At 41.5% G+C, this 21,768-nt stretch carries 20 protein-coding genes; 8 read left to right on the top strand and 12 right to left on the bottom strand.

What is annotated here, in order from left to right:
* Positions 1-377 precede the first annotated feature (377 nt).
* Together NWP17_RS03440 and NWP17_RS03435 are read right to left on the bottom strand one after the other, a co-directional pair.
* On the bottom strand, positions 378-953 hold the full coding sequence (locus NWP17_RS03440; protein WP_280653513.1) for a Uma2 family endonuclease: 576 nt from the start codon (positions 951-953) through the stop codon (positions 378-380).
* Between the two features lie 193 nt (positions 954-1,146).
* The gene (locus NWP17_RS03435; RefSeq protein ID WP_280653512.1) at positions 1,147-2,163 is read right to left on the bottom strand and encodes a ribose-phosphate pyrophosphokinase; all 1,017 of its coding nucleotides are present in this window, start codon (positions 2,161-2,163) and stop codon (positions 1,147-1,149) included.
* Between the two features lie 451 nt (positions 2,164-2,614).
* On the opposite strand from NWP17_RS03435, the gene NWP17_RS03430 reads away from it, so the two are divergent.
* Positions 2,615-4,276, top strand: a complete 1,662-nt coding sequence (locus NWP17_RS03430) for a serine/threonine-protein kinase (protein ID WP_280653511.1) — start codon at positions 2,615-2,617, stop codon at positions 4,274-4,276.
* Positions 4,277-4,335: 59 nt separating this feature from the next.
* A complete protein-coding gene (gene bioD, locus NWP17_RS03425; protein ID WP_280653510.1) occupies positions 4,336-5,034 on the top strand; it encodes a dethiobiotin synthase in 699 nt (232 codons plus the stop codon).
* Positions 5,035-5,081: 47 nt separating this feature from the next.
* Here bioD and NWP17_RS03420 read toward each other — a convergent pair whose 3' ends face one another.
* Both NWP17_RS03420 and ribBA read right to left on the bottom strand, forming a co-directional pair.
* Entirely contained in the window at positions 5,082-6,311 is a 1,230-nt protein-coding gene (locus NWP17_RS03420) for a calcium-binding protein (RefSeq protein WP_280653509.1), read from the bottom strand.
* A gap of 243 nt (positions 6,312-6,554) precedes the next feature.
* Complete coding sequence (gene ribBA, locus NWP17_RS03415; RefSeq protein WP_280653508.1) at positions 6,555-8,300, bottom strand: bifunctional 3,4-dihydroxy-2-butanone-4-phosphate synthase/GTP cyclohydrolase II; 1,746 nt, start codon at positions 8,298-8,300, stop codon at positions 6,555-6,557.
* A gap of 213 nt (positions 8,301-8,513) precedes the next feature.
* On the opposite strand from ribBA, the gene argC reads away from it, so the two are divergent.
* Positions 8,514-9,572, top strand: a complete 1,059-nt coding sequence (argC, locus tag NWP17_RS03410; RefSeq protein ID WP_280653507.1) for an N-acetyl-gamma-glutamyl-phosphate reductase — start codon at positions 8,514-8,516, stop codon at positions 9,570-9,572.
* A gap of 70 nt (positions 9,573-9,642) precedes the next feature.
* On the opposite strand, the gene eno is transcribed toward argC, so the two are convergent.
* Complete coding sequence (gene eno, locus NWP17_RS03405; protein ID WP_280653506.1) at positions 9,643-10,932, bottom strand: phosphopyruvate hydratase; 1,290 nt, start codon at positions 10,930-10,932, stop codon at positions 9,643-9,645.
* A gap of 426 nt (positions 10,933-11,358) precedes the next feature.
* Between eno and gloA the strand changes: the two genes are divergently transcribed.
* The 3 genes from gloA (at position 11,359) to NWP17_RS03390 (ending at position 13,380) form a co-directional block, all read left to right on the top strand.
* Positions 11,359-11,748: a lactoylglutathione lyase gene (gloA, locus tag NWP17_RS03400; protein WP_280653505.1), complete on the top strand. Its 390-nt coding sequence runs from the start codon at positions 11,359-11,361 to the stop codon at positions 11,746-11,748.
* 120 nt (positions 11,749-11,868) lie between these two features.
* Positions 11,869-12,888, top strand: coding sequence for an aldo/keto reductase (locus NWP17_RS03395; RefSeq protein ID WP_280653504.1), 1,020 nt, complete (start codon positions 11,869-11,871; stop codon positions 12,886-12,888).
* A 27-nt stretch (positions 12,889-12,915) separates the two neighbouring features.
* Positions 12,916-13,380 (top strand): VOC family protein, encoded by a 465-nt coding sequence (locus NWP17_RS03390; RefSeq protein WP_280653503.1) that lies wholly within the window; start codon positions 12,916-12,918, stop codon positions 13,378-13,380.
* Positions 13,381-13,384: 4 nt separating this feature from the next.
* On the opposite strand, the gene cobM is transcribed toward NWP17_RS03390, so the two are convergent.
* Entirely contained in the window at positions 13,385-14,209 is an 825-nt protein-coding gene (cobM, locus tag NWP17_RS03385) for a precorrin-4 C(11)-methyltransferase (protein WP_280653502.1), read from the bottom strand.
* Positions 14,210-14,395: 186 nt separating this feature from the next.
* Positions 14,396-15,268 carry a prolipoprotein diacylglyceryl transferase gene (gene lgt / locus NWP17_RS03380; protein ID WP_280653501.1) on the bottom strand — a complete coding sequence of 291 codons (873 nt, stop codon included), beginning with the start codon at positions 15,266-15,268 and terminating at the stop codon, positions 14,396-14,398.
* Between the two features lie 159 nt (positions 15,269-15,427).
* Here lgt and coaD point away from each other — a divergent pair, with 159 nt between their 5' ends.
* Both coaD and NWP17_RS03370 read left to right on the top strand, forming a co-directional pair.
* Positions 15,428-15,958, top strand: coding sequence for a pantetheine-phosphate adenylyltransferase (gene coaD, locus NWP17_RS03375; RefSeq protein WP_280653500.1), 531 nt, complete (start codon positions 15,428-15,430; stop codon positions 15,956-15,958).
* Positions 15,889-16,515: a DivIVA domain-containing protein gene (locus NWP17_RS03370; protein WP_280653499.1), complete on the top strand. Its 627-nt coding sequence runs from the start codon at positions 15,889-15,891 to the stop codon at positions 16,513-16,515. Before coaD ends, NWP17_RS03370 begins: the two co-directional genes overlap by 70 nt.
* 168 nt (positions 16,516-16,683) lie before the next feature.
* Here NWP17_RS03370 and NWP17_RS03365 read toward each other — a convergent pair whose 3' ends face one another.
* The 5 genes from NWP17_RS03365 to NWP17_RS03345 all read right to left on the bottom strand — a co-directional run.
* Positions 16,684-18,030 carry a TldD/PmbA family protein gene (locus tag NWP17_RS03365; protein ID WP_280653498.1) on the bottom strand — a complete coding sequence of 449 codons (1,347 nt, stop codon included), beginning with the start codon at positions 18,028-18,030 and terminating at the stop codon, positions 16,684-16,686.
* Positions 18,031-18,059: 29 nt separating this feature from the next.
* Positions 18,060-19,505 (bottom strand): TldD/PmbA family protein, encoded by a 1,446-nt coding sequence (locus NWP17_RS03360; RefSeq protein ID WP_280653497.1) that lies wholly within the window; start codon positions 19,503-19,505, stop codon positions 18,060-18,062.
* 44 nt (positions 19,506-19,549) lie between these two features.
* A complete protein-coding gene (locus tag NWP17_RS03355) occupies positions 19,550-20,335 on the bottom strand; it encodes an HAD family hydrolase (protein ID WP_280653496.1) in 786 nt (261 codons plus the stop codon).
* Between the two features lie 252 nt (positions 20,336-20,587).
* Positions 20,588-21,427, bottom strand: a complete 840-nt coding sequence (locus NWP17_RS03350; RefSeq protein WP_280653495.1) for a metal ABC transporter permease — start codon at positions 21,425-21,427, stop codon at positions 20,588-20,590.
* A 15-nt stretch (positions 21,428-21,442) separates the two neighbouring features.
* The coding region (locus tag NWP17_RS03345; RefSeq protein WP_280653494.1) for a zinc ribbon domain-containing protein at positions 21,443-21,768 on the bottom strand (326 nt) is incomplete at its 5' end.

Here is a 21,768-nt window from a genome sequence, read left to right as displayed (position 1 = left end):
GAACTTAGCGAGGAAGTTTTTAGTTTGAATGTAAATACTGGATTAGTTGCTGTAACAGAATTCTTGGTGTTTAGCAAATTCTGTAAAGAACCTTTAATAATTCTAGCTTAATTGTCACAATTCCGGGCGCTTTTTTCCCAGCTATGCAAAAACGTATATTTTCTTTAAGCACATTGTTAATTATTTATGTAATAATTAACACTAATATAGCATTTCTTAAACACGTGAGATACAAATGTAAATGATCGTCTTGTAGCGCGAGCATCCTGTTTGCTAATGATGTACCTCACTAAGCAGCGAGAACCGCTATATTACCGCTAGAAAATGAGTGAGGTTGCTCTGACCAGAGCCTGAAGGTCCGTGAGTATGTCAATAACTTACAACAATTTTTGTAAAGTTAAAGTAAAACCGGGGACAACATCTTCACCGGTCAAAACCGCCGTAGCCGGATAGTGAGTTATGGAACCATCCCGCCGATAAACTAAAGCCTGCTGATTTTGACGGTCTATTAACCAAGCTAACTGCACACCATTGGTGATGTATTCTAACATCTTGGCTTTTAGTTTCACCAAACTGTCATATTGAGAACGAATTTCAATGACAAAATCAGGAGCTAAATTAATAAAAGCGTCTTCCTGCTGATCCCAATTACCTGATAAACGTCCTTTAGCCACAAAAGCAGCATCTGGTGATCTGATTGCAGTATTTGGTAATCTAAAACCCGTGCTAGAACCAAAAACCTCTCCTAAATCTTGAGTTTCCACCCAAGCCAACAAATAAGCGCCTGCTTTTATTTCTCGGTTTCCAGAAATTCCCCCAGTTGGCGGCATAGTTTCTAAACTTCCATCAGCGTTGCGTTCAAATCGCAGTTGTGGGTTTTGGGAACTCATCCGCATCAATTCTTCATCAGTGACAGTATAAACAGAGCGCACCGTTACTTTTTCGCTGTTCATCAATTTTAGATTTTGGATTGTTTCCTATTCCCTAGAAAGAGAGTGTTAGGCTGGTGGTGGCTTCAGATTTTTTTTAGCTAACTAATAGCTAAAAAAAATGAAGGCTGAAGTCCGAAAAAAAATTCATACTTCATACTTCATACCTCATATTTTTCAATATTAAATTGCCACCAAAGTAACAGCAATCTATTTCCTAGCGGAACAGAGTACTTACAGAAGTATCTTCATGAATGCGCCAGATTGTTTCCCCTAACAGATTAGCCACCGACAGCACTACTAATTCCGCAAAGCGATTTTCTTCTGCTATGGGAATTGTATTAGTGACAATCACTTCTTCAAACAAACCACCAGACAAACGATCCCTTGCAGGAGGCGAAAAAACAGCATGGGTTGCACAAGCGTATACTTGATTTGCGCCTTCTTGACGCAGCAAGCGTGCGCCTTCGCTAATTGTACCGCCGGTATCAATCATGTCATCCACTAAAATAGCTGTTTTGCCCTTCACATCACCAATGACGTTCATGACTTCAGCCACATTATGAGCTTGACGACGTTTATCAATAATAGCTAATGGGGCATCATTTAGCTTTTTGGCAAATGCTCTTGCTCTTGCTACACCACCCACATCGGGAGACACAACCACAACATCAGACAGTTGTTTATTAGCCAGATAGTCTAAAATTACTGGCGAACCGTAAACATGATCAAAAGGTATGTCGAAATAGCCTTGAATTTGTGCTGAGTGCAAATCCATCGCTAAAACACGACTAGCCCCTGCTTTGGTAATCAAGTTAGCCACTAATTTGGCGGTGATAGACTCTCGCCCTGCCGTTTTCCGGTCGGCGCGAGCATAGCCATAGTAAGGAATTACTGTGGTTATTTGTCGTGCAGAAGCCCGACGACAAGCATCAACCATAATTAGTAATTCCATCAAGTGGTCGTTAACAGGTTGACAACTTGGCTGGATGAGATAAACATCACAACCGCGAATAGATTCTTGAATTTGAACGTATAGTTCTCCATCCGCGAACCTTTTGCGAATCATTGGACCCAAGTCCATCCCTAGATAACGAGCGACTTCTTGAGATAGTGGTACATTGGCAGAGCCAGAAAATAGCCGCAGGCGGTGATTTTCACTGATTCCTGTGGCTGCTGGTTGCACCTTTAAACTGGTAGAACTAAGCACAGCAGATCCTCGATGTGCATTCATGGCAATATTATCATTAGATATTTGGCAGATTTAACTGAATTAGCTTAAAAAAAACATCTGTGAGTTTTCTTAAAGCTTTCATAAAAAAATATAAACATTTCTTAATATTATTATTTCTTGCTCCCATTTGCTCACATTTATTTTAGTGTTTTTTGGTAAATCACCTCCTGGGAGTCCTCAGAGTGGATAATTTAGCTGTGACCTGTTGTGAGAATTGAGGGCAGATGCTATGGTTACATGGTGATATTAACCTATTAAGCCACAAAAAACCCTGAGATTGATCTTCCCTTAGTGGTTATTTCATGGCGGTGAGGGTGAGTTTTTGCCATTTTTTAGACAGAGTTGGCGATCAGCGTCAAAATAGAGTTAAATATATAGTTAAATAAATTTTACACAGCTTATATAAAACACAGTAAGTTATTTTTTTCTTTACTGCCATCACATCTAAATTATGCAAGCACCCATTACAGTTGGTTCTATCCTGCAAAACCGTTATCGAATCATGCAAATTCTCGGAGAAGGAGGATTTGGCAGAACTTATCTAGTAGAAGATCAGCGCCGCTTTAACGAGCTTTGCGCCATTAAAGAACTAATTTCACCAACGGGGGGTGATGCTTGGGAAAAAGCACAGGAACTTTTTCAGCGAGAAGCTGCAACTTTATATCAAATTCAACATCCACAAGTGCCAAAGTTTCGGGAAAGATTTGAGCAATACCAACGCTTATTTTTAGTTGAGGACTACGTTGCAGGTAAAACTTACCAGACTCTGTTAAATGAACGCCTCCCCAGGGGTGAAACTTTTACTGAGACAGAAGTATTACACTTAGTACGGTCTTTGCTGCCAGTTTTAGACCATATTCATAGTCGAGGAATTATTCATCGGGATATCTCACCAGACAATATCATCTTGCGAGCCAGCGATCATCAGCCTGTGTTAATCGACTTTGGGGTGGTGAAGGAATTGGCAACTCGGTTACAGTTTCCAGATCAAACTAATTCATTGACTACGGTGGGTAAATTAGGCTTTGCTCCCGTTGAACAACTGCAAACAGGGCAAGCTTACCCTAATAGTGATTTGTATGCACTAGCTGTGACGGCTATAGTTTTATTAACAGGTAAGGAACCCAGTGTCTTACTTGATTCTACCCAACTAACTTGGAATTGGCAACAATGGGTTAAAGTCAATCCACAATTTGCCCAGGTTCTCAACCGGATGTTAAACCATTTACCAGGCGATCGCTTCCCTAGTGCGGGCGATGTTATTCAAGCATTAGAAATTTTAGAAAAACCCAGTATCCCCACTCCACAAGTATCTCAACTGCAAACAGTGGCGGTGGGTGGTCGCCGGGAGTCACTGTCACCATCAACACCTGAGTCAGTTTCGTCTAGTAGCTCTGGGTCAATTTTAGATCATCCATTGGTACTTGGGGCTATTGGTAGTGCAGTAGTAATTTTAGCAGGTGTTGGTTCTTGGGCTTTGGTTAGTTCTATCCGCACTCAGCCCCAGAAATTAGCGGATCTCACACCACCTCAATCTTTTCCTTCTCCAATTGTCAGTGGAGAAAAAACACCGACACCAGAACCCACTCCTACCATTGTTAAACCGGAAATATTTAGCAGACGGCTCAAATGGACAGCCCCCAACACTACCACAGTTGAAGATACTATTCAGTCAAATCAAATTATTCAGTATACATTCTCTGGGGAGGAAGGAGCCAAGTTAACCGTATCCATTGACCAAAGTAACGGTACTCTACTATCTATTTTAGATGAAAATGAAGAACCAATTAATACTAATGCCGAAAATGTCACCAATTATGAGGGAATATTGCCCAGTGGTGGTCAATATATTATTCAGTTAACTCCAGAGCCAGAAATTGCCGCTAGTGATTACAGTTTAGATGTGACATTAGAAAAACCCACAGAAACTCCTACGCCTACACCCACAGAAACTCCTACACCAACACCTACAGAAACTCCTACACCCATAGAAACACCTATAGAAACACCTATAGAAACTCCTACACCCATAGAAACACCCATAGAAACACCCATAGATGAAATTCCATCTATCAGCCCAGAACCGAACGGCGAAAATAACACCCCAGAATAAATCTCAAGTTTTCAATTAAGAATTACAATTGAAGTGAATTGTTTATATTTACAAGATTCTTGAACACATTACTAATTACTGGTACTGACACCGGGGCTGGTAAAACTGTTGTAACTACAGCCTTGGCCGCTTATTGGCAAAAATATTATCCCCAGCGTAGTTGGGGAATTATGAAACCCCTTCAATCGGGTGTAGGCGATCGCGAACTATATCAAAAATTATTTTCTTTACAGCAATCTGTTGAAGAAATTACACCTTTGTATTTTGCAGCCCCCCTAGCCCCCCCCATAGCAGCAGCTAAAGAAAATCGCAGAGTAGATTTAGCCTTAGTATGGCAGACTTTTTCTCAGTTGCGATCGCAGCGTGAGTTTTTGCTAGTGGAAGCTTTAGGCGGTTTGGGTTCCCCCATCACTGATGAGTTGACAGTGGCAGATTTAGCTAGGGATTGGCGGCTACCCACTATTATAGTAGTACCAGTAAAATTAGGTGCGATCGCTCAAGCTGTAGCTAATGTGGCATTAGCTAGGCAATGCAATGTAAATCTTTTAGGTATAGTTCTGAACTGTGTTGAATATCGTACAGAAGGCGAAATAGCCGACTGGACACCATCTGATTTGATTAAATCTCTCACCAACACCCCTATTTTAGGTTGTCTACCTTATCTAGATAATTTAGAAGATGTAGATAAACTAGCTCAACTAGGAGCAAATTTGGATTGGGAAATATTAAGCAGTAGTAGCGGGCTAGACTTGTACTGAGCGTAGTCGAAGTATAGCCATAGTATACCCGCACTACATTTGTGGTTTTATCCCTGGTAAAAATCACTATCAGTCAAAGTAAAAGACCCATTTAAAGTTAAAACATCACCTCCACCGAAATCAATTACAGTTAGATTTCCAGATGGGTTAATATCTGCATTCAAATTAGTAAGGTTGGTAACTCCAAAAGAAGTTAAATCTAATTTATCTCTCCCTTGCTGATAATCCATAATTGTATCTTGTTTATCCCCTGGTGCAAAGATAAATCTGTCAGCGCCATAAACCTGAACAAAACCATAAGCAATAGTGGGAGCATCTCCGTACAAAATGTCATTACCAGGGCCACCCCACAATACATCATTACCAGGGGTGGAGTTAATTAAAGACAGTCCATCTCCATATATAGTGTCATTACCATCTTGACCGTATAAAGTGTCATTACCAGCAGTAGAATTCTTTAAAGACAGTCCATCTCCATAGAGGGTGTCATCACCTGCACCACCGTACAATCCGCCAAAATTTGTATTCGCATCGAATTCATCATTACCAGCAGTAGAGTTATCTAACAACAGTCCATCTCCATAGAGGGTGTCATTACCAGATCCACCAAACATCATATCTTGATTACCTGTGGAACTATTCTTGAGTATATGACCATCCCCGTACAGCTGATTACTTCCAGAGGTATTAGCTACTAATAAATCAAGTCCACCATTGGATTGAGATAAAATATAACCATCACCGTACAAATAGTTACTGTCTGACCCCCCGGCAGAATTACCATAGATGGTATCATTTCCGCCTGTGCTACTGGTTAGAGAATAACCATCACCATAGAGAAAATCATTACCATTACCCCCATTTAATGTATCACCTCCGCCAGTGGCACTTGTCATCAGGTAACCATCACCATAGAGAAAATCATTACCATCACCGCCATTTAATATATCAACCCCGCCTACTAAAAAACGATTATTACCACTGGTATCTGGTTTTAATATATAACCATCTCCATAGATATAGTCTGTGCTGCTACCACCAGTAATAGTATCTTGACCGCCAGCAGAATTAACTAATATAAAACCATCGCCATATAAATAATTTATTCTAGTTGAACTACCGGTAATTATGTCATCTCCTCCTTGGGATTGTGCCTGTAATTGGATAGCATCTCCATATATATAAGATGGCGACGATTGTGAAGAAAAATTCCAAGTATTATTGTTACCAGTTGAAGTTTGCAGGTAAAAAGGAACACTAGAACGATTTGTAGCCATGATTTCACCTTCATTTGTGGTTAATATGATGGTATCATAGTGACGTATAAATTACTAATTATTCAACATTATTTCCTAAGAGGCTGTTTGAAAAGTTTTAGATGGCGAATTTAGACACTTCAGACTCCCCTAAGCCCCCTTAATTTTGAATTAATAAAAACTTGGTATTGCGGGTATACCATGGCTACGCTCAGTACAAGTCATACCCGCTAGGTTTATATAAATTAAATGCGTAACAGCTTATTACTCCCTAATGAAACTGTAAATTTTTTGAGTTTCCAGCCCATGGCATATGGTAGAAGGTGGGGTATTAAAAGTAAAACTCTGGCGGTCTAATTTCACTTGCAAGTTAGTGAGGGGGTCGCTACCAGAAGAAACTAAAAATTCTAATTTACTTACATAAGGCAAAGTTACCAAATGGTCAAGAATAACAGAAACGGCTTCTAAGTAAGGATGACTTGGTTGTTGATACCAGTCATGACTAGCTACATTTGGTTGATCAAAACCCAAGTGTACTGTTAGGGATGGTTGAGTAAACACTGCTAACCCCAGGGGACGGGCTTCTTCTTGTAGTAGTAAATGATTGTTTTTGGCTAAGAGCCGCAATTTTTCTAAACGCTCATACCGTTGAGTCACTGATTGCGGGTCATCTTGCCAGTTAATTGCCACTGTGATTAAATAAGTCTGTAGCAGCATATGCCCCAGTTTTTGGGCTTTAGTGGCTAAGTAGTAGGAATTGTAATCATTAGCCTCAATTAATAATGGTAAGCGATCAACCACTTCTAACCCGTAACCCTTGACTCCAGCAATTTTCCGGGGGTTGTTAGTAATCAGGCGAATTTGTTTAATGCCTAAGTCCATAAGTATTTGCGCCCCCATACCATAATCCCGCAAGTCAGCAGGAAAACCCAAGCGCTCGTTAGCTTCTACTGTATCTAGTCCCATATCCTGCAAAGAATAGGCTTTGAGTTTATTAATTAATCCTATTCCTCGGCCTTCTTGGCGCAGATAAACCACTACACCTTGACCGGCATTTTCAATCATTTTTAATGCCGCCACTAACTGCATCCGACAGTCGCAACGCAAAGAACCCAAAGCATCACCGGTTAAACATTCAGAGTGCATCCGCACCATAACTGGCTGATTTTGAAAATTAGCCGGGTCGCCCTTGACAATGGCAACGTGTTCTGTATTATCTACAGTGTGACGATAGGCGTAAATATCAAATTGACCGAACTGACTGGGTAGTTTTGTGACTATTTCGCGGTATATTAAACGATCATGTTGCAAACGATAACTGATTAAATCAGCAATACTAATAATTGTCAAATGGTGATTTTGGGCGTATTCAATTAATTCTGGCAACCGTGCCATGGAACCATCCGGGTTTTGAATTTCACAAATTACCCCTGCTGGATATAGTCCTGCTAGGCGAGATAGGTCAACCGCGGCTTCTGTATGTCCTGCCCGTTTGAGTACCCCCCCGGATTTAGCCCGAATGGGGAAAATATGACCAGGACGGCGTAAATCTGTGGGTTTGGTGGCAGGGTTGAGGGTAACTTGGATAGTGCGGGCCCGGTCTTCGGCAGAAATGCCTGTGGTGACTCCCAATTCTGGGCCGGCATCCACACTAACAGTAAAAGCCGTTTGGTTAGTATCTGTGATGTTTGTCACCATTAAGGGTAAATCTAATTCATCTAGGCGTTCCCCTGTCATCGCCAGACAAATTAACCCTCTAGCCTGCACCGCCATAAAATTAATCATATCCGGTGTAGCAAATTGGGCGGCACAAATTAAGTCGCCTTCGTTTTCTCGGTTTTCATCATCCACCACCACAACGGCGCGACCGGCTTTTAAGTCCGCCAAAGCAGCGTTAATGGAATCAAATTTAAAAGTTGGGGTTGAGTTGTGAGGAGTGACACCCGTGGGGGTGTTGTTTTCCTTGGCGGAGTCAGACTCAAACTCTCCTGTAGGCTTAGGCTGTGTCACGGAAAACTACTACTTAATAAAAGTAAATTTTTTTAACATTTTCTTATTTTAGATTGTAGCTTGTTTATTCAGCAGGCAAATACATCAGCAATTTTCGGACTAACGGGACTGAGGTCTATACTACGAAGTTCCCTATTCCCTCATTGCCTGACATTTTGCCCCTGATACTTGATAATTGACAACTATATTAACTAAAAACGGGATTTGATCATTATGGGTAATTTCAGGCGCGTACCGGTGGGAATTGTTGGCGCATCAGGCTATGGCGGAGTGCAACTAGTAAGATTACTAATGGAGCATCCAGAGGTAGAAATAGTTTATTTAGGCGGTGATACTAGTGCGGGTAAATCTTTTGGCGACCTGTACCCCCATCTGGCTCATGTGGTTAACTTCCCTATAGAACCAGTGGAACCAGAAGTTATTGCTCATCGTTGTGAAGTGGTATTTCTGTCCTTACCTAATGGTTTGGCTTGCCAAATTGCTCCCCAATTGTGTGCTAAAGGATGTAAAGTATTGGACTTAAGCGCCGACTATCGCTTCCGGGATTTAACAACCTATACTCGGTGGTATGGTATTGACAGAAGCGATGGCTTCACAGCAGTAAAAGCAGTATATGGTTTACCAGAACTATACCGCGATCGCATTGCCGAAGCCCAATTAGTGGGCTGTCCTGGTTGCTATCCCACCGCCAGTCTGTTGGCACTTTCACCACTGTTAAAACAAGGTTTAGTTATCCCAGCCAGTGCCATTATAGATGCCAAGTCCGGCACATCTGGGGGAGGAAGACAAGGCAAGGTCAACTTATTATTGGCTGAAGCTGATAACTCTTTGGCAGCTTATGGTGTTGTAACTCACCGTCACACCCCGGAAATTGAGCAGATTTGTACTGACCTAGCAGGTCATGAAGTCACAGTGCAATTTACCCCCCATCTTATCCCCATGGTGCGAGGTATTTTATCCACAGTCTACGCCACCCTGCGTGACCCTGGACTGGTGCGAGATGATTTAATCACCATTTATACAGCTTTCTATCGTAACGACCCTTGGGTGAGAGTGTGCGAAAGTGGTATTTATCCCCAAACTAAATGGGCGTGTGGTACTAATCTTTGTTACATTGGTCTAGAGGTAGACCCCCGCACCGGGCGAGTAATTGTCATGTCAGCAATTGACAACTTGATTAAAGGACAAGCGGGACAAGCAGTACAGTGTTTGAACTTGATGATGGGTTGGGATGAAACCTTGGGGTTGCCCAAATTAGGATTTTACCCTTAATTAAACCCACAGGAATGGGGAATTTAGCTTTCCCCCTCCCTAGTTGTGATCCACTAGTAGTGATAGTGATTTATTGCGGTCCTAAACCTACACTACCAGCATATACAGCGCGATCGCCCAATTCATCTTCAATGCGTAGCAAGCGGTTGTATTTTGCCACTCGTTCACTGCGACACAAGGAACCTGTTTTGATTTGACCGGCGCGGGTAGCCACCGCTAAATCAGCAATGGTGGTGTCTTCTGTTTCTCCTGAACGATGGCTAATTACTGACCGGAAACCGTTGCGAGTAGCCAAGTCAATGGTTTCTAAAGTTTCTATCAGTGAGCCAATTTGATTGAGTTTAATCAAAATAGAATTACCCGCTTTTTCCTCAATGCCTTTTTGTAAGCGGGTAGCATTAGTAACAAACAAATCATCCCCCACCAACTGCACCCGGGAACCTAATTTATTTGTCAGCAGTTGCCAACTTGGCCAATCTTCCTCATGTAAACCATCTTCAATGGAAACAATGGGATATTGTTCGACCAATTCACCCAGATAGTCAATAAACTCAGCAGGGGTGTGGGCTTGACCATCATAAACATACTGCCCATCTCGGTAAAACTCACTAGCAGCCACATCTAAAGCTAAAGCCACTTGTTCCCCTGGCTTGTAACCGGCTTTTTCAATAGCAGCCACCAGTAATTCTAAAGCCACTTGGTTAGACTCTAGGTTAGGAGCAAAACCGCCTTCATCACCCACCCCAGTTAATAAGCCCTTGTCATCTAGCACCTTGCTGAGAGTGGTAAACACTTCAGCACCCCAGCGCAAAGCCTCCCGGAAGGAACTAGCCCCCACAGGAACAATCATAAACTCTTGAAAGTCTACGTTATTAGCTGCGTGCGCCCCCCCGTTAATCACATTCATTAACGGCACTGGTAACAAATTAGCTAAAGGTCCGCCCAAATAACGATACAAGGGAATATCCAAAGATGCTGCACCAGCTTTAGCACCTGCCAGAGAAACCGCTAAAATGGCATTAGCACCTAAATTAGATTTATTCCCCGAACCATCTAAACTAATCATTGTCCGGTCTAACAGTTCTTGATTAAGAACATCTAAACCTAATAACTTTGGTGCTAGTACCTCATTGACATTCTGCACCGCTTTCAGTACCCCTTTACCTCCATAACGGCTTTTATCCCCGTCCCGCAGTTCATGGGCTTCAAATGTGCCAGTGGATGCACCACTGGGAACCTGCGCCAGCCCAATAACATCATTGGCTAAATGCACTTCTGCTTCTACTGTTGGTCTGCCCCGGGAGTCGAGAATTTCACGAGCGACAATTGCATCAATGGCAGTATCCAGAAATTTAGTCATTGGTGTTTTGTTTTTGTTTCTATGGTGTTTGAGGTTGAAGACTTGACTGTTTAGCCCTAACCCAATGGTTAGTTTATGCGTTTCCGGCACTAATTAGGCAGATATTAAAGAATATTTCCTTTTATGGAGTAAACATAACAGGATTTTGCTAATAAGTCAATGGAGTGTTAATATTTTTACCTGTCTTTACTACAAACCAACATACCATGTTAACAATATTTTAACAAAATTTTAACAATATCTTATCCCTACCAGACAAAGGTCTGTGGGAGTTATATTTGTCCATGTTTCTGGGCTAGTGGTGGGGTGGGTTTCGGGACTGAAGTCCCTACTACGAACAATTGGAGTGTCTCTGTAGTTCGTTTTGTACTTTTAGTGTCAACTGCTGATAATATATGAAGGAAAATAATTAAACAAAAGGTGAATATGCGATTACTACATACAATGCTGCGGGTTGGCAATTTACAAGAGTCTTTAAAGTTTTATTGTGATATCCTGGGCATGAAATTACTACGCCAAAAAGACTATCCAGGGGGAGAATTTACCTTGGCTTTTATCGGTTATGGTGAGGAAAGTGATCATACTGTTATAGAGTTAACTTATAACTGGGGAGTGGAAAAATACGACCTGGGTACTGGTTATGGTCATATTGCCCTTGGTGTTGATGATATCTACACCACTTGTGAAGAGATTAAAAAGCTGGGCGGAAAAGTAACCCGGGAACCAGGTCCGATGAAACACGGTTCTACAGTGATCGCTTTTGTGGAAGACCCAGATGGTTATAAAGTGGAATTGATTCAATTAAAAAATTCTTAATTCCTAGCTCAGGATAAAAAACAATTATATATCACTCAAAGGCGCAAAATTTTTGTAGTGCGGGCATCTTGCCCGCTATTGTATTTACCTCTGCCTAAGTTCCATAAAATAAGAAAAAAAATGAAGTTATCAGAACCAAGCCGACTGCAATTAACCCCAGATTTGAATATTTGCCGAATACTCAATGGTATGTGGCAGGTTTCCGGTGGACATGGACGCATCAACCCTAAAGCTGCTATTGAAAGTATGTTTCAATATGTGGATGCAGGTTTTACTACTTGGGATTTAGCAGACCATTATGGACCTGCGGAAGATTTTATTGGTGAGTTTCGCCGTCAATTGATTCATACCCGTGGGGAAGCCGCTGTAAATAATATCCAAGCTTTGACAAAATGGGTTCCTCGTCCAGGAAAAATGACTAAACAACTAGTAGAAGAAAATATTAATATTTCCTTAAAAAGGATGAATGTCCCATGTTTAGATTTAATCCAGTTCCATTGGTGGGAGTATCGGGATAAAAATTATTTAGATGCCCTAAAATATATGGCGGAACTGCAATCAGAAGGGAAAATTAAACATCTGGCTTTGACTAATTTTGATACGGAACATTTGCAAATTATTCTCAATGCGGGCATTAAAATAGTCTCTAATCAAGTACAATTTTCTTTAGTTGATCGCCGTCCTTTGGTGAATATGGTTCCGTTTTGTCAACAGCATGATATAAAACTATTAACTTATGGTACTCTGTGCGGTGGTTTGTTATCAGAAAAATATTTGGGTAAACCAGAACCACGGGGGTATGAATTAACTACAGTCAGCTTAAGAAAATATAAAAATATGGTGGATGCTTGGGGCGGGTGGCAATTATTTCTAGAATTGTTGTCTAAACTCAAGCAAATAAGCGATCGCCACGGTGTAAGTATTGCTAATGTGGCAGTACGTTACATTTTAGATCAGCCAGCAGTGGGGGGTGTGATCATCGGGGCTAGACTGGGTATATCTGAGCATAGAGAAGACAATGATAAAATATTTAGTTTTAAACTAGATGCAGAAGATCACGATGGCATTAATTCCATATGTCGTCAGTCACGGGATTTGTATAAAATAATTGGCGACTGTGGCGACGAATATCGGCGTTAACCCACATGAACAGGAGGAGTTTACTGGATGCAGCCTATTACTACTGTCAAACCCAATCTTGTGGCCGGGAATTTGCGTGGGGTACATCATATTGCTCTCAATGTTAAAGATATGCAAGCATCACGATACTTTTACGGTACTGTTTTAGGCTTGCATGAAATGACAGGGGATGAAATACCAGCTACATTAACAGAACTGGTAAATACGGGGAAAGTGGCTAATTTTGTAACGCCCGATGGCACAATTTTAGATTTGTTTTGGGAACCAGAATTATCACCACCAGACCCTAACCCCGACAAGAATTTTACTAGAGCATACCATCTGGCTTTTGATATAGACCCGCGATTATTTGACACAGCTGTGGCAGTGTTAAAAGAACATAACATAGCCATCGCTCACGGTCCGGTTAGTCGCCCCACTGGTAGGGGTGTATACTTTTATGACCCTGATGGTTTCATGTTAGAAATTCGTTGTAATCCTGCTGATTTATAACCGATCACACGGTGATATCCTTGGCTGCACCACAGGAAGAACGAAAAATATGATCATGTTCAGGATGATATAAACGCGATCGCGGTAGAGAGGAGGTAGGTTGTGGGACTGCTGCGGCCAGGGCTGGACTGATGAGATAAAGTGTGGTGCGGGTGATGTTTTCTTGATGGGTAGATTCTGCCATTTGCTGGAGGGGAACAACTATAATTTTTTCATCAGCCCAACCGATGCGATAACAAATAGCTATGGGGGTGTGGGGGGGGTAATGTTCTAAAAGCTTGGCTTGGGCGTTGTCAATATGACGCGCACTCAGATAAAGACAAAGACTAGCTTGATGTGCAGCCAGTGCGGCTAATTCTTCCCGGTGGGGGACCTGTGTCCGCCCACTAATACGGGTGAGAATGATGGTCTGAACTAAACCGGGGACGGTTAATTCTATTTTTAGTTTGGCTGCTGCGGCTTGGAAAGCACTAATACCGGGAATGACCTCAAAGGGAATATCAGCTGCTGCTAATAACTGCATTTGTTCATGAACAGCACTATAAAGACTGGGGTCGCCGGAATGGAGACGAACCACAGATTGATGCGATCGCACCCTGGGAATGATCAGTGCTAAAATTTCTTCTAAAGTTTTATTAGCCGTAGGAATAATTTCTGCATCTTGGCGGCATAGATGTAAAATTTCTGGTGGAATTAAAGAGTCAGCAAATAAAATTACATCTGCAACAGCCAGTAACTTTTGGGCTTTAACGGTTAATAAATCGGGATCACCAGGACCCGCCCCCACAATGTAAACTGCTGGAGATAGAATATTTTGATTGTTTTTCATACCCAGTTATGATTTTATTTTCAGTAATTGTCTAGAAATAGCAATTTTCACCCCAAAATACTCCTGGAGATTTTTGCAGTTACTTTCCGGATTAACCCTTTATTCCTAGTAGAAATATATGGTAGATGCACCCTGGTTAAGCCCTAGAAAATACTCTAGGGCATTTTCTCATTTTTAGTTGATTTGTCATCCCCTCACCTCCTCATGGGCTGGTGGTGGGACTACATCAGGTAAGGGGCGTTTAAGCAGGTATAGCCAAGCTAAAAGAACTAATCCCACAACAATCCCCATTAAACTGACAAATTGAGCAACCCGCAAGGGTCCAAGCATTAAGCTATCAATGCGAAAACCTTCTATCCACACACGACCCAAGCTATAGGTAACTAAATAAACTAAAAATATTGTACCTACCCGCAAGCGGAAGTGATAAGATAAACCACGCCGAAATAACATTATTAGCAAAGCGAATACCATTAAATTCCACAGTGACTCATACAGAAATGTGGGATGGAAGTATTCAAAATTAATCAATTCGGGAGGGCGGTTTTCTGGTGGGATATATAGCCGCCAAGGTAAATTAGTGGGACGACCAAAAGCCTCAGAGTTAAAGAAATTTCCCCACCGTCCTAGAGCTTGCCCTAAAATGAGAGAAGGAGCCACTAAATCAGCCAATTGCCAAAAAGATATGTGTTTGACCTTGGCAAAAATTAAAGCTGCTACAATTCCTCCCATAATAGCCCCATGAATGGCAATTCCTCCTTGCCAAATCGCAATAATGCGTTCTGGGTGCTGGGAATACTCAGACCACTGAAATATAACATAATACAGCCTTGCTGCGGGAATAGCCGCGATGACCAGCCAAATAGACAAATCACCGATTAAATCGGGGTTGACATGGCGGCGCTTGGCTAAATACTGAGAAAGGGTGACACCGATTAATACAGCTGAAGCAATTAACAACCCATACCAACGGATAGTAATTGGTCCTAGCTCCACAATCACAGGACCAGGAGAAGTGAATTGAAAAGCTAAAGGCAAAGTGGAAACATCTAACACCATGGAAGAATAACATTAGAAAACAGTTACAGTAATTAAAGTAATTAAAACAAATTTTGCTACAGGTGTAATCAAAAAACGGGGGAGGAGAAATTAATAATACTATACTGGCTCCTTAATGTCTTATACTGGCTTAAGTAGCTTGGAGACATAAAACATTTTGTGATTGCTATTTATCCTGGCAGCTTTGACCCTATTACTTTAGGTCATCTTGATATCATCGAGCGTGGTAGTCGGTTATTTGACCTGGTGATTGTGGCTGTGTTGCGGAATCCTCAAAAAATACCACTGTTTACCGTCCAGGAAAGACTCCGTCAGATTCGTCTGGCTACTACACATCTTGCGAATGTGGAAGTAGACGGTTTTGATGGTCTGACCGTGAACTATGCCCAAAAAAGACAAGCACAGGTTTTATTACGAGGCTTACGCGCAATTTCTGACTTTGAGGTGGAATTGCAAATGGCTCATACTAATAAAACTCTTTCCACCCAAATAGAAACAGTTTTTCTAGCCACATCAAATGAGTATAGTTTTTTAAGTAGTAGTGTGGTAAAAGAGATTGCAAGGTTTGGCGGATCTATTGACCATCTTGTTCCCCAACAAATTGCCCCTGATATATACAAATGTTACAATCACACCCATCCCACAGCCAACCCAATAACGGAGAACATTCCCCACCAACGGGAAGTGTAGACATTTTGGAGGAACTGAACCGTTTAGAAGATTTAATTCTCTATGGTTTTCGGATTCCTTTGACTGGTCGCACCTTGATCAATGAAGATAAGGTAATAGAACAAATTGATTTTATTCGCGTTTCTTTACCACAGGTTTTTCAGCAAGCTGCTACTATCCTGCAACAAAAAGATGAGATTTTGCTAGAAGCTGAAGAATATGGACAGCAGGTAATTGAATCCGCCCAAGGGAAAAGAGCGCAAATTTTAGCCCAAAGTGATATTATTAAGCAAGCAGAACAGCAGGCTGAAGAGTTACGGCGTAAAGTTCAGCAAGAATGTGATGCCATGATGCAGGCGACCATGGCGGAAATTGATCAGAAGCTGCTCAGTTGTCAACAAGAATTAGACCAATTACGACAAAATGCGATCGCTCAAGCCCAAGAAATTGAAGACGGGGCTGATGAATACGCCGATAGTGTCTTAGAAGGTATAGAACAAGATTTAAAAGATATGTTACGTATTATCACCAATGGGCGGCAACAGTTACGCCAAGATCCACCCCGAAAGAGTCATTGATAATTTTGTAACCATAATTACCCATAAGCTGTGTTTTATTTGCGCTTATACGTATTAAAACATATTTAAACATAAAAACTAAAGTGGTATTGTTCAGGCTTATTCCTGCAACCTTTTATCAATACCAACCTTTACGACTGATAGAAGATGAATGATTTTAACACCGCTTCACAAGGTGTAAGTAAAATCCTTAACTAACATCCCTGGAACTAGACAACCTCCCAATTGCCGACCTTCATAAGTTTCCACTTCTGGGATAAATTCCTGAAAGTTGGTCAGTGCTATGAGGTTATCTCCCCAGAAGTGATACAGACTTTCATCAAAGCGTAAGTTATCAATGGGGGCGATGATTTCCCCCTGTTCTACCCAAAAACAAGCATAACGGGTCATACCTGTAATTCTACCTGTGGGGCGATCGCTCCAGTTTAAGTAATGCAGGTTGGATACATATAGACCTGTATCTAAGTTGCGTAAAATAATATCAACTCCTAAATTACCCGGACTCACCTCTGGCGCACGTAATGTTTCCGAACTATTGGCAGCGTTCGCTGTTTTATTATATTCTTTAGCGCTGCGAGAATTAACCAAGGTATTGACTAAAACCCCTTGTGTAATGATGGGTAATTCTAAGGGTGTCATTTCTCCCCATTGGTTAAACCGTGGCACAAAGCCTTGTTTAAAGTTTTCCTTTAAACTAAACAGGGGGGAAAGTTGTTTTTCTTGGCGGGATAGCATAGCCAAGGCGCTGTTTCCTTGTTGTAAATCAGCTTCACTCACAGCTGACCAAGAAAGCATACTTAATAAATCCGCCACAGCAGCCGGGGCGAAATAAGTTTTATATTTTCCTCTAGTTAGTTGTTTGGGGGGACGGGAAACTAATTGCAGGTGTTGTTTAGCGGCGTTAATTTTGGCAATGTAAGCGGTTTCATCCCAACAACTACCGGCATATATGCCTTTAACCGCTTGTCCATGTTCATTAAAGATAGAGTAATCTAATGTAAAAGTATCTGTTGCAAACCAGTGTTTTTGACCTTGAGAATCACCATAGGCTTTAATTACTCTCCCCCCGGCATACATCCCCGTAAAATCTAACTCTGCCACTTGCGTTAATATCGCTGGTACTACTGATATTTGGGGTAGTATCAGCCCAAAATTAACTTCTCGACTGGTATTATTACCTGATGGTAAAACCAAGTAAGGATCAACTGGTAGTAATTTTAACTCTTCCCGCAATTCTAATAAAGCTGTGTGTGCTGTGAGCCAATCTATATCCCAGCTACCAGTCCAGGGAAAGGAAAGAAAACAGCAACGTTGATTGTCCATTAAAGTGAATTGTATGGAACCATCAGCAACTAAACCTGTTTGCCGCACCTTACCATAATTGAAGCGAGTAAATTGGCTATGTTCGCTACTGAGTCTCAGGGTAAATTCCTCAGTTGCTCTTTTTTTAGCGAGTAAAGTTTCTATCAGGCGATTAAAGTTGGTTTCTAAATCAGATAATTCAACAAGTCTCATGGTAAAAAATAGCAGCTAATGACCAATGACTAATGACTAAAAACTTCCACATCAGCAAACACACAAACAGGGGAACCGTGTCCTACCCAAATCGCTTGATTAGGTTCACCTTTGCCACACATAGCCGTACCATACATTTCCCAATTATCAGCATTACCTACGTGGATGAGGCTGTGCCAAAATTCTGGGGTGGTGGCGCGATAGTTGGGGTTACGCAGAGTGGTGGTGAATTGACCATTTTCAATTAATTTGGCATATTCACAACCAAACTGAAATTTATAACGACGGTCATCTATTGACCAAGAGCGATTAGACTCCATGTAAACGCCATGTTCTATACTACTAATCATTTCGGCTAAAGAAGCGTTTCCAGGTTCTAAATTTGGTTCTAAATTTAAATTAGCCATGCGGTCAATGGGGGGACGATTCCATGAACAAGCACGGGCGCAAGCTACGCCCAATATACCAGATCTGGCTTGACTTTCTAAACTGCCTAAGCCTCTTTGTAGTATTCCTTGTTTGATTACATATTCTCGTTTTGCTGTTGCGCCTGTATCATCAAAGCCGTAGCTAGCAAATTCACCCGGTACTGTGGGGTCAAAGGTGATGTTCATTAAGGGGGAACCATAGGACAATTTGCCAAAGTCACTGGTTTTGACAAAGCTACCACCGGCATAGTTGCGCTCATCTCCTAAAATGCGGTCAATTTCTAGGGGATGTCCCACACTTTCGTGAATTTGTAGCATCATTTGATCTGGTGCTAAAACTAGGTTAGTGCGGGTGTTGGGACATTCTGGGGCGGTTAATAGTTCCAGGGCTTGTTCGCCAATTTGCTGCACTCGCGGCCACAGTTGCTCTTGTTTTAATAGTTCCCAACCTCCTTGATAACAATGTGCTTGCCATCCGTTGTTGCTGCGTTGTTGGACTATGGAACCATCTTGAGCAGTGGCTGCATAGTGAGTTATTATGAAAATGATTTTTTGATAAACTTCTGAGCCGTTGCTGCTGACAAACCAAGTTTCTCTTTCGGTGGTGGTGGCGCTGGCTGTGGTTTGAACAATTTTGTCATCAATTTTTAATGTCTGGCAGATCCGTATTAATAAATGGTTGATTTCTTCAGGGCTGAAAGTATCTAATGGTTGTAGGTGGGGTGAGTAATATTCACCCACAACTTTGGGGCGTTGTTTTTCTGTAAAGGGATATATCCACCATTGACTGGCTGCTATGGCTTGTTTATAGGCTGCTTGGGCTGCTGCTTGCAGTGAGGATAATTCTAGGGAGTTTGTGGCCGCGTAACCGAGACAACCATTAACTAATACTTCTACCATGGCTCCCATGTTTATGGATTTACCGTTGGTTTGGGGTAAGCCATCCCGAACATGACGAGTAGAAGATTTTTTTCTAACTGCTCTAATACCAATCCAATCAGCAGGAATGTTAACAGTGGCGATCGCTTGTGTTAGTTGAGATAACATATTGATGCTAATCTTATCATAAGTATTATGGGGTTTTATTTTTTTTACAGCCACCCAGTGAAATGTTTAGTAAACTGGGATAAGGTTATTAGCTGAATGCGCCTATGGGCTTGGGCTGTTTTTCTTTCTGTTTCGGTATTATAGCCCCAGTCTGCTAAAAAAAGTTTCACATCTTCCAGGTCGGCTTGTTGTTCCACTAACTGCAATGTTTTCAGTCTATCTTCTACAAACCACACATTAACTGGTTTTTCCTCGGCTTTGTAGATTAATTCCCGCAGTGTTTGGTATTTAGGGCGCTTAACTTCTTTACCAAAAATCGCTGCTGATGGTAAGTTTATCCCTTCTCGTTGTAATAGCTGTTGGGCAAAGCGTCCTTCTTTGGTGGTGATAATGTATAGTTTAGTCCCACTGGCGATGGTGAGTTTAATTTTTTCCACCACTCCCGGATAAAATCTATGCAAACTCAGCCAACCCTCTAAATCTGTGTTAATCCATTCATCCCGGAAACTGTCTAGTGTAGCACCTATTGTTTGGGAGTCCAGGTTATGGTTTAATAATATTTGCTGGGTGATAGTCTTCCAATCGTGAGTAATTATTGCCTCGGGAATTTCATCAAACAAGGCTTTGATCAATATCGGCATTTCCCAACCTGTTTCAATCACAGGTCTGAGGCGATAAAATCTCAAAGGTAAATCATCTGGGATTGTATCATCTGGCTGCGACCAAACTTTACAGTAAGTACGCCAGGCTACTTCAAAATATTCAATTAATCCATCGCAAATTACACCATCAAAATCTAGAGCTAAAATTGTGGGACTAATTGTGGTCATTACATTCAAGAATAAACTGCTATGACTAGATTAGCTGATCAATTTCAGCTAGTTTGTGATATAATATCTAATATTAAAGTCTGGGTTTGATATTTTTCGCTTCCCTCACCTTAGTAAGCTGTTGTGCTGCTTAATCCAATAATCCGTATTTCATAAACATATTTTGTCCCGTTTGGTGTCGGCACACTTTGACTACCCTCAGTACTAAGCCCTCACTACCAGACCAGTCTGGTTACCCTAGGCTTATACAGATTAAATGCGTAACACCTTAATAATACCATGTCTGGGACTAAACAAGAATGCCAAGACAAATAATCCCGATGCGACTAAAACAATGGCGGGACCGGAGGGCAAGTTATAAAAATAGCTGAGGTACATCCCGCTAATACTGGAAATTACACCAATAACTGCCCCTAAAATCATCACTTGATATAGGCGTTTAACTAAAAGATAGGCGGTTGCTCCCGGTGTGATTAAAAGTGATAACACTAAAATTACACCTACAGTTTTCATGCTGGCAACTATAGTTAAGGCAATGAGCAACATTAGCCCAAAGTTGAGGCGATTAACTGGCAAACCCGCAGCTTGAGCGCCTATTGGGTCGAAGGTGTAAAATAACAGTTCTTTGTATAAAAGAAAAATTACTATTAAAACTATAGCAGCAATTATGGCAGTGTCTCGCACCTCTTGGGATGTCACGCCCAGAATGTTGCCGAACAGAAAGTGATTTAGGTCGATTTTTTGACTTTTCTGGATTATGGTAATTAAAGTAATACCGAGGGCAAAAAAAGCTGAAAGCACTATACCCATAGCAGCATCTTCTTTAATGGGCGATCGCGTTTTAATCCCAGCTATAGCCATTGTACTCACAACACCGGCTATAAATGCGCCAAAATATATATTTCCCCCCAGGATAAAGGCAATGGCCAACCCTGGTAATACAGAATGACTAATGGCATCACCCAGTAAGGCTAATCTTTGCACCATTAAGTAACTGCCCACCACCGCACAAAGCAAGCCGACTATAATGGCGATGATCAGCGATCGCTGCATAAAGCTATATTGTAATGGCTCAATTAATGTTTCTATCATATATTCTTGACATACTCACCGACCTTGAAGGTCGGTGATTCTTGACAGTTCACAGTAACTCGCTGTCGAAACAGTCTTACAGTCACTCCCTGTCCATTTTAGGTCGTGCCGATGCCCCATGCCGACCATTTCTATATTCTTAGCAGCATTCTCATCTCTGTCTGCAAGAGTATTGCAATTTAAACACAACACTGAGCAAACAGACAAATCAATCTTGCCCCAACGATACCCACAGCAACAGCAAATCTGGCTAGTAGGTTCCCATCTGTCAATTACTCGGAAATCCCTTTTAAGTTTCTCAGATTTAGCCTCACAAAAAGTTCTGAATTGCCGCCACCCTT

This window comes from Chrysosporum bergii ANA360D, assembly GCF_029891735.1.
GTDB classification, from domain to species: Bacteria; Cyanobacteriota; Cyanobacteriia; order Cyanobacteriales; family Nostocaceae; genus Umezakia; species Umezakia bergii.
This window is presented reverse-complemented; position numbering and strand designations above follow the sequence as displayed.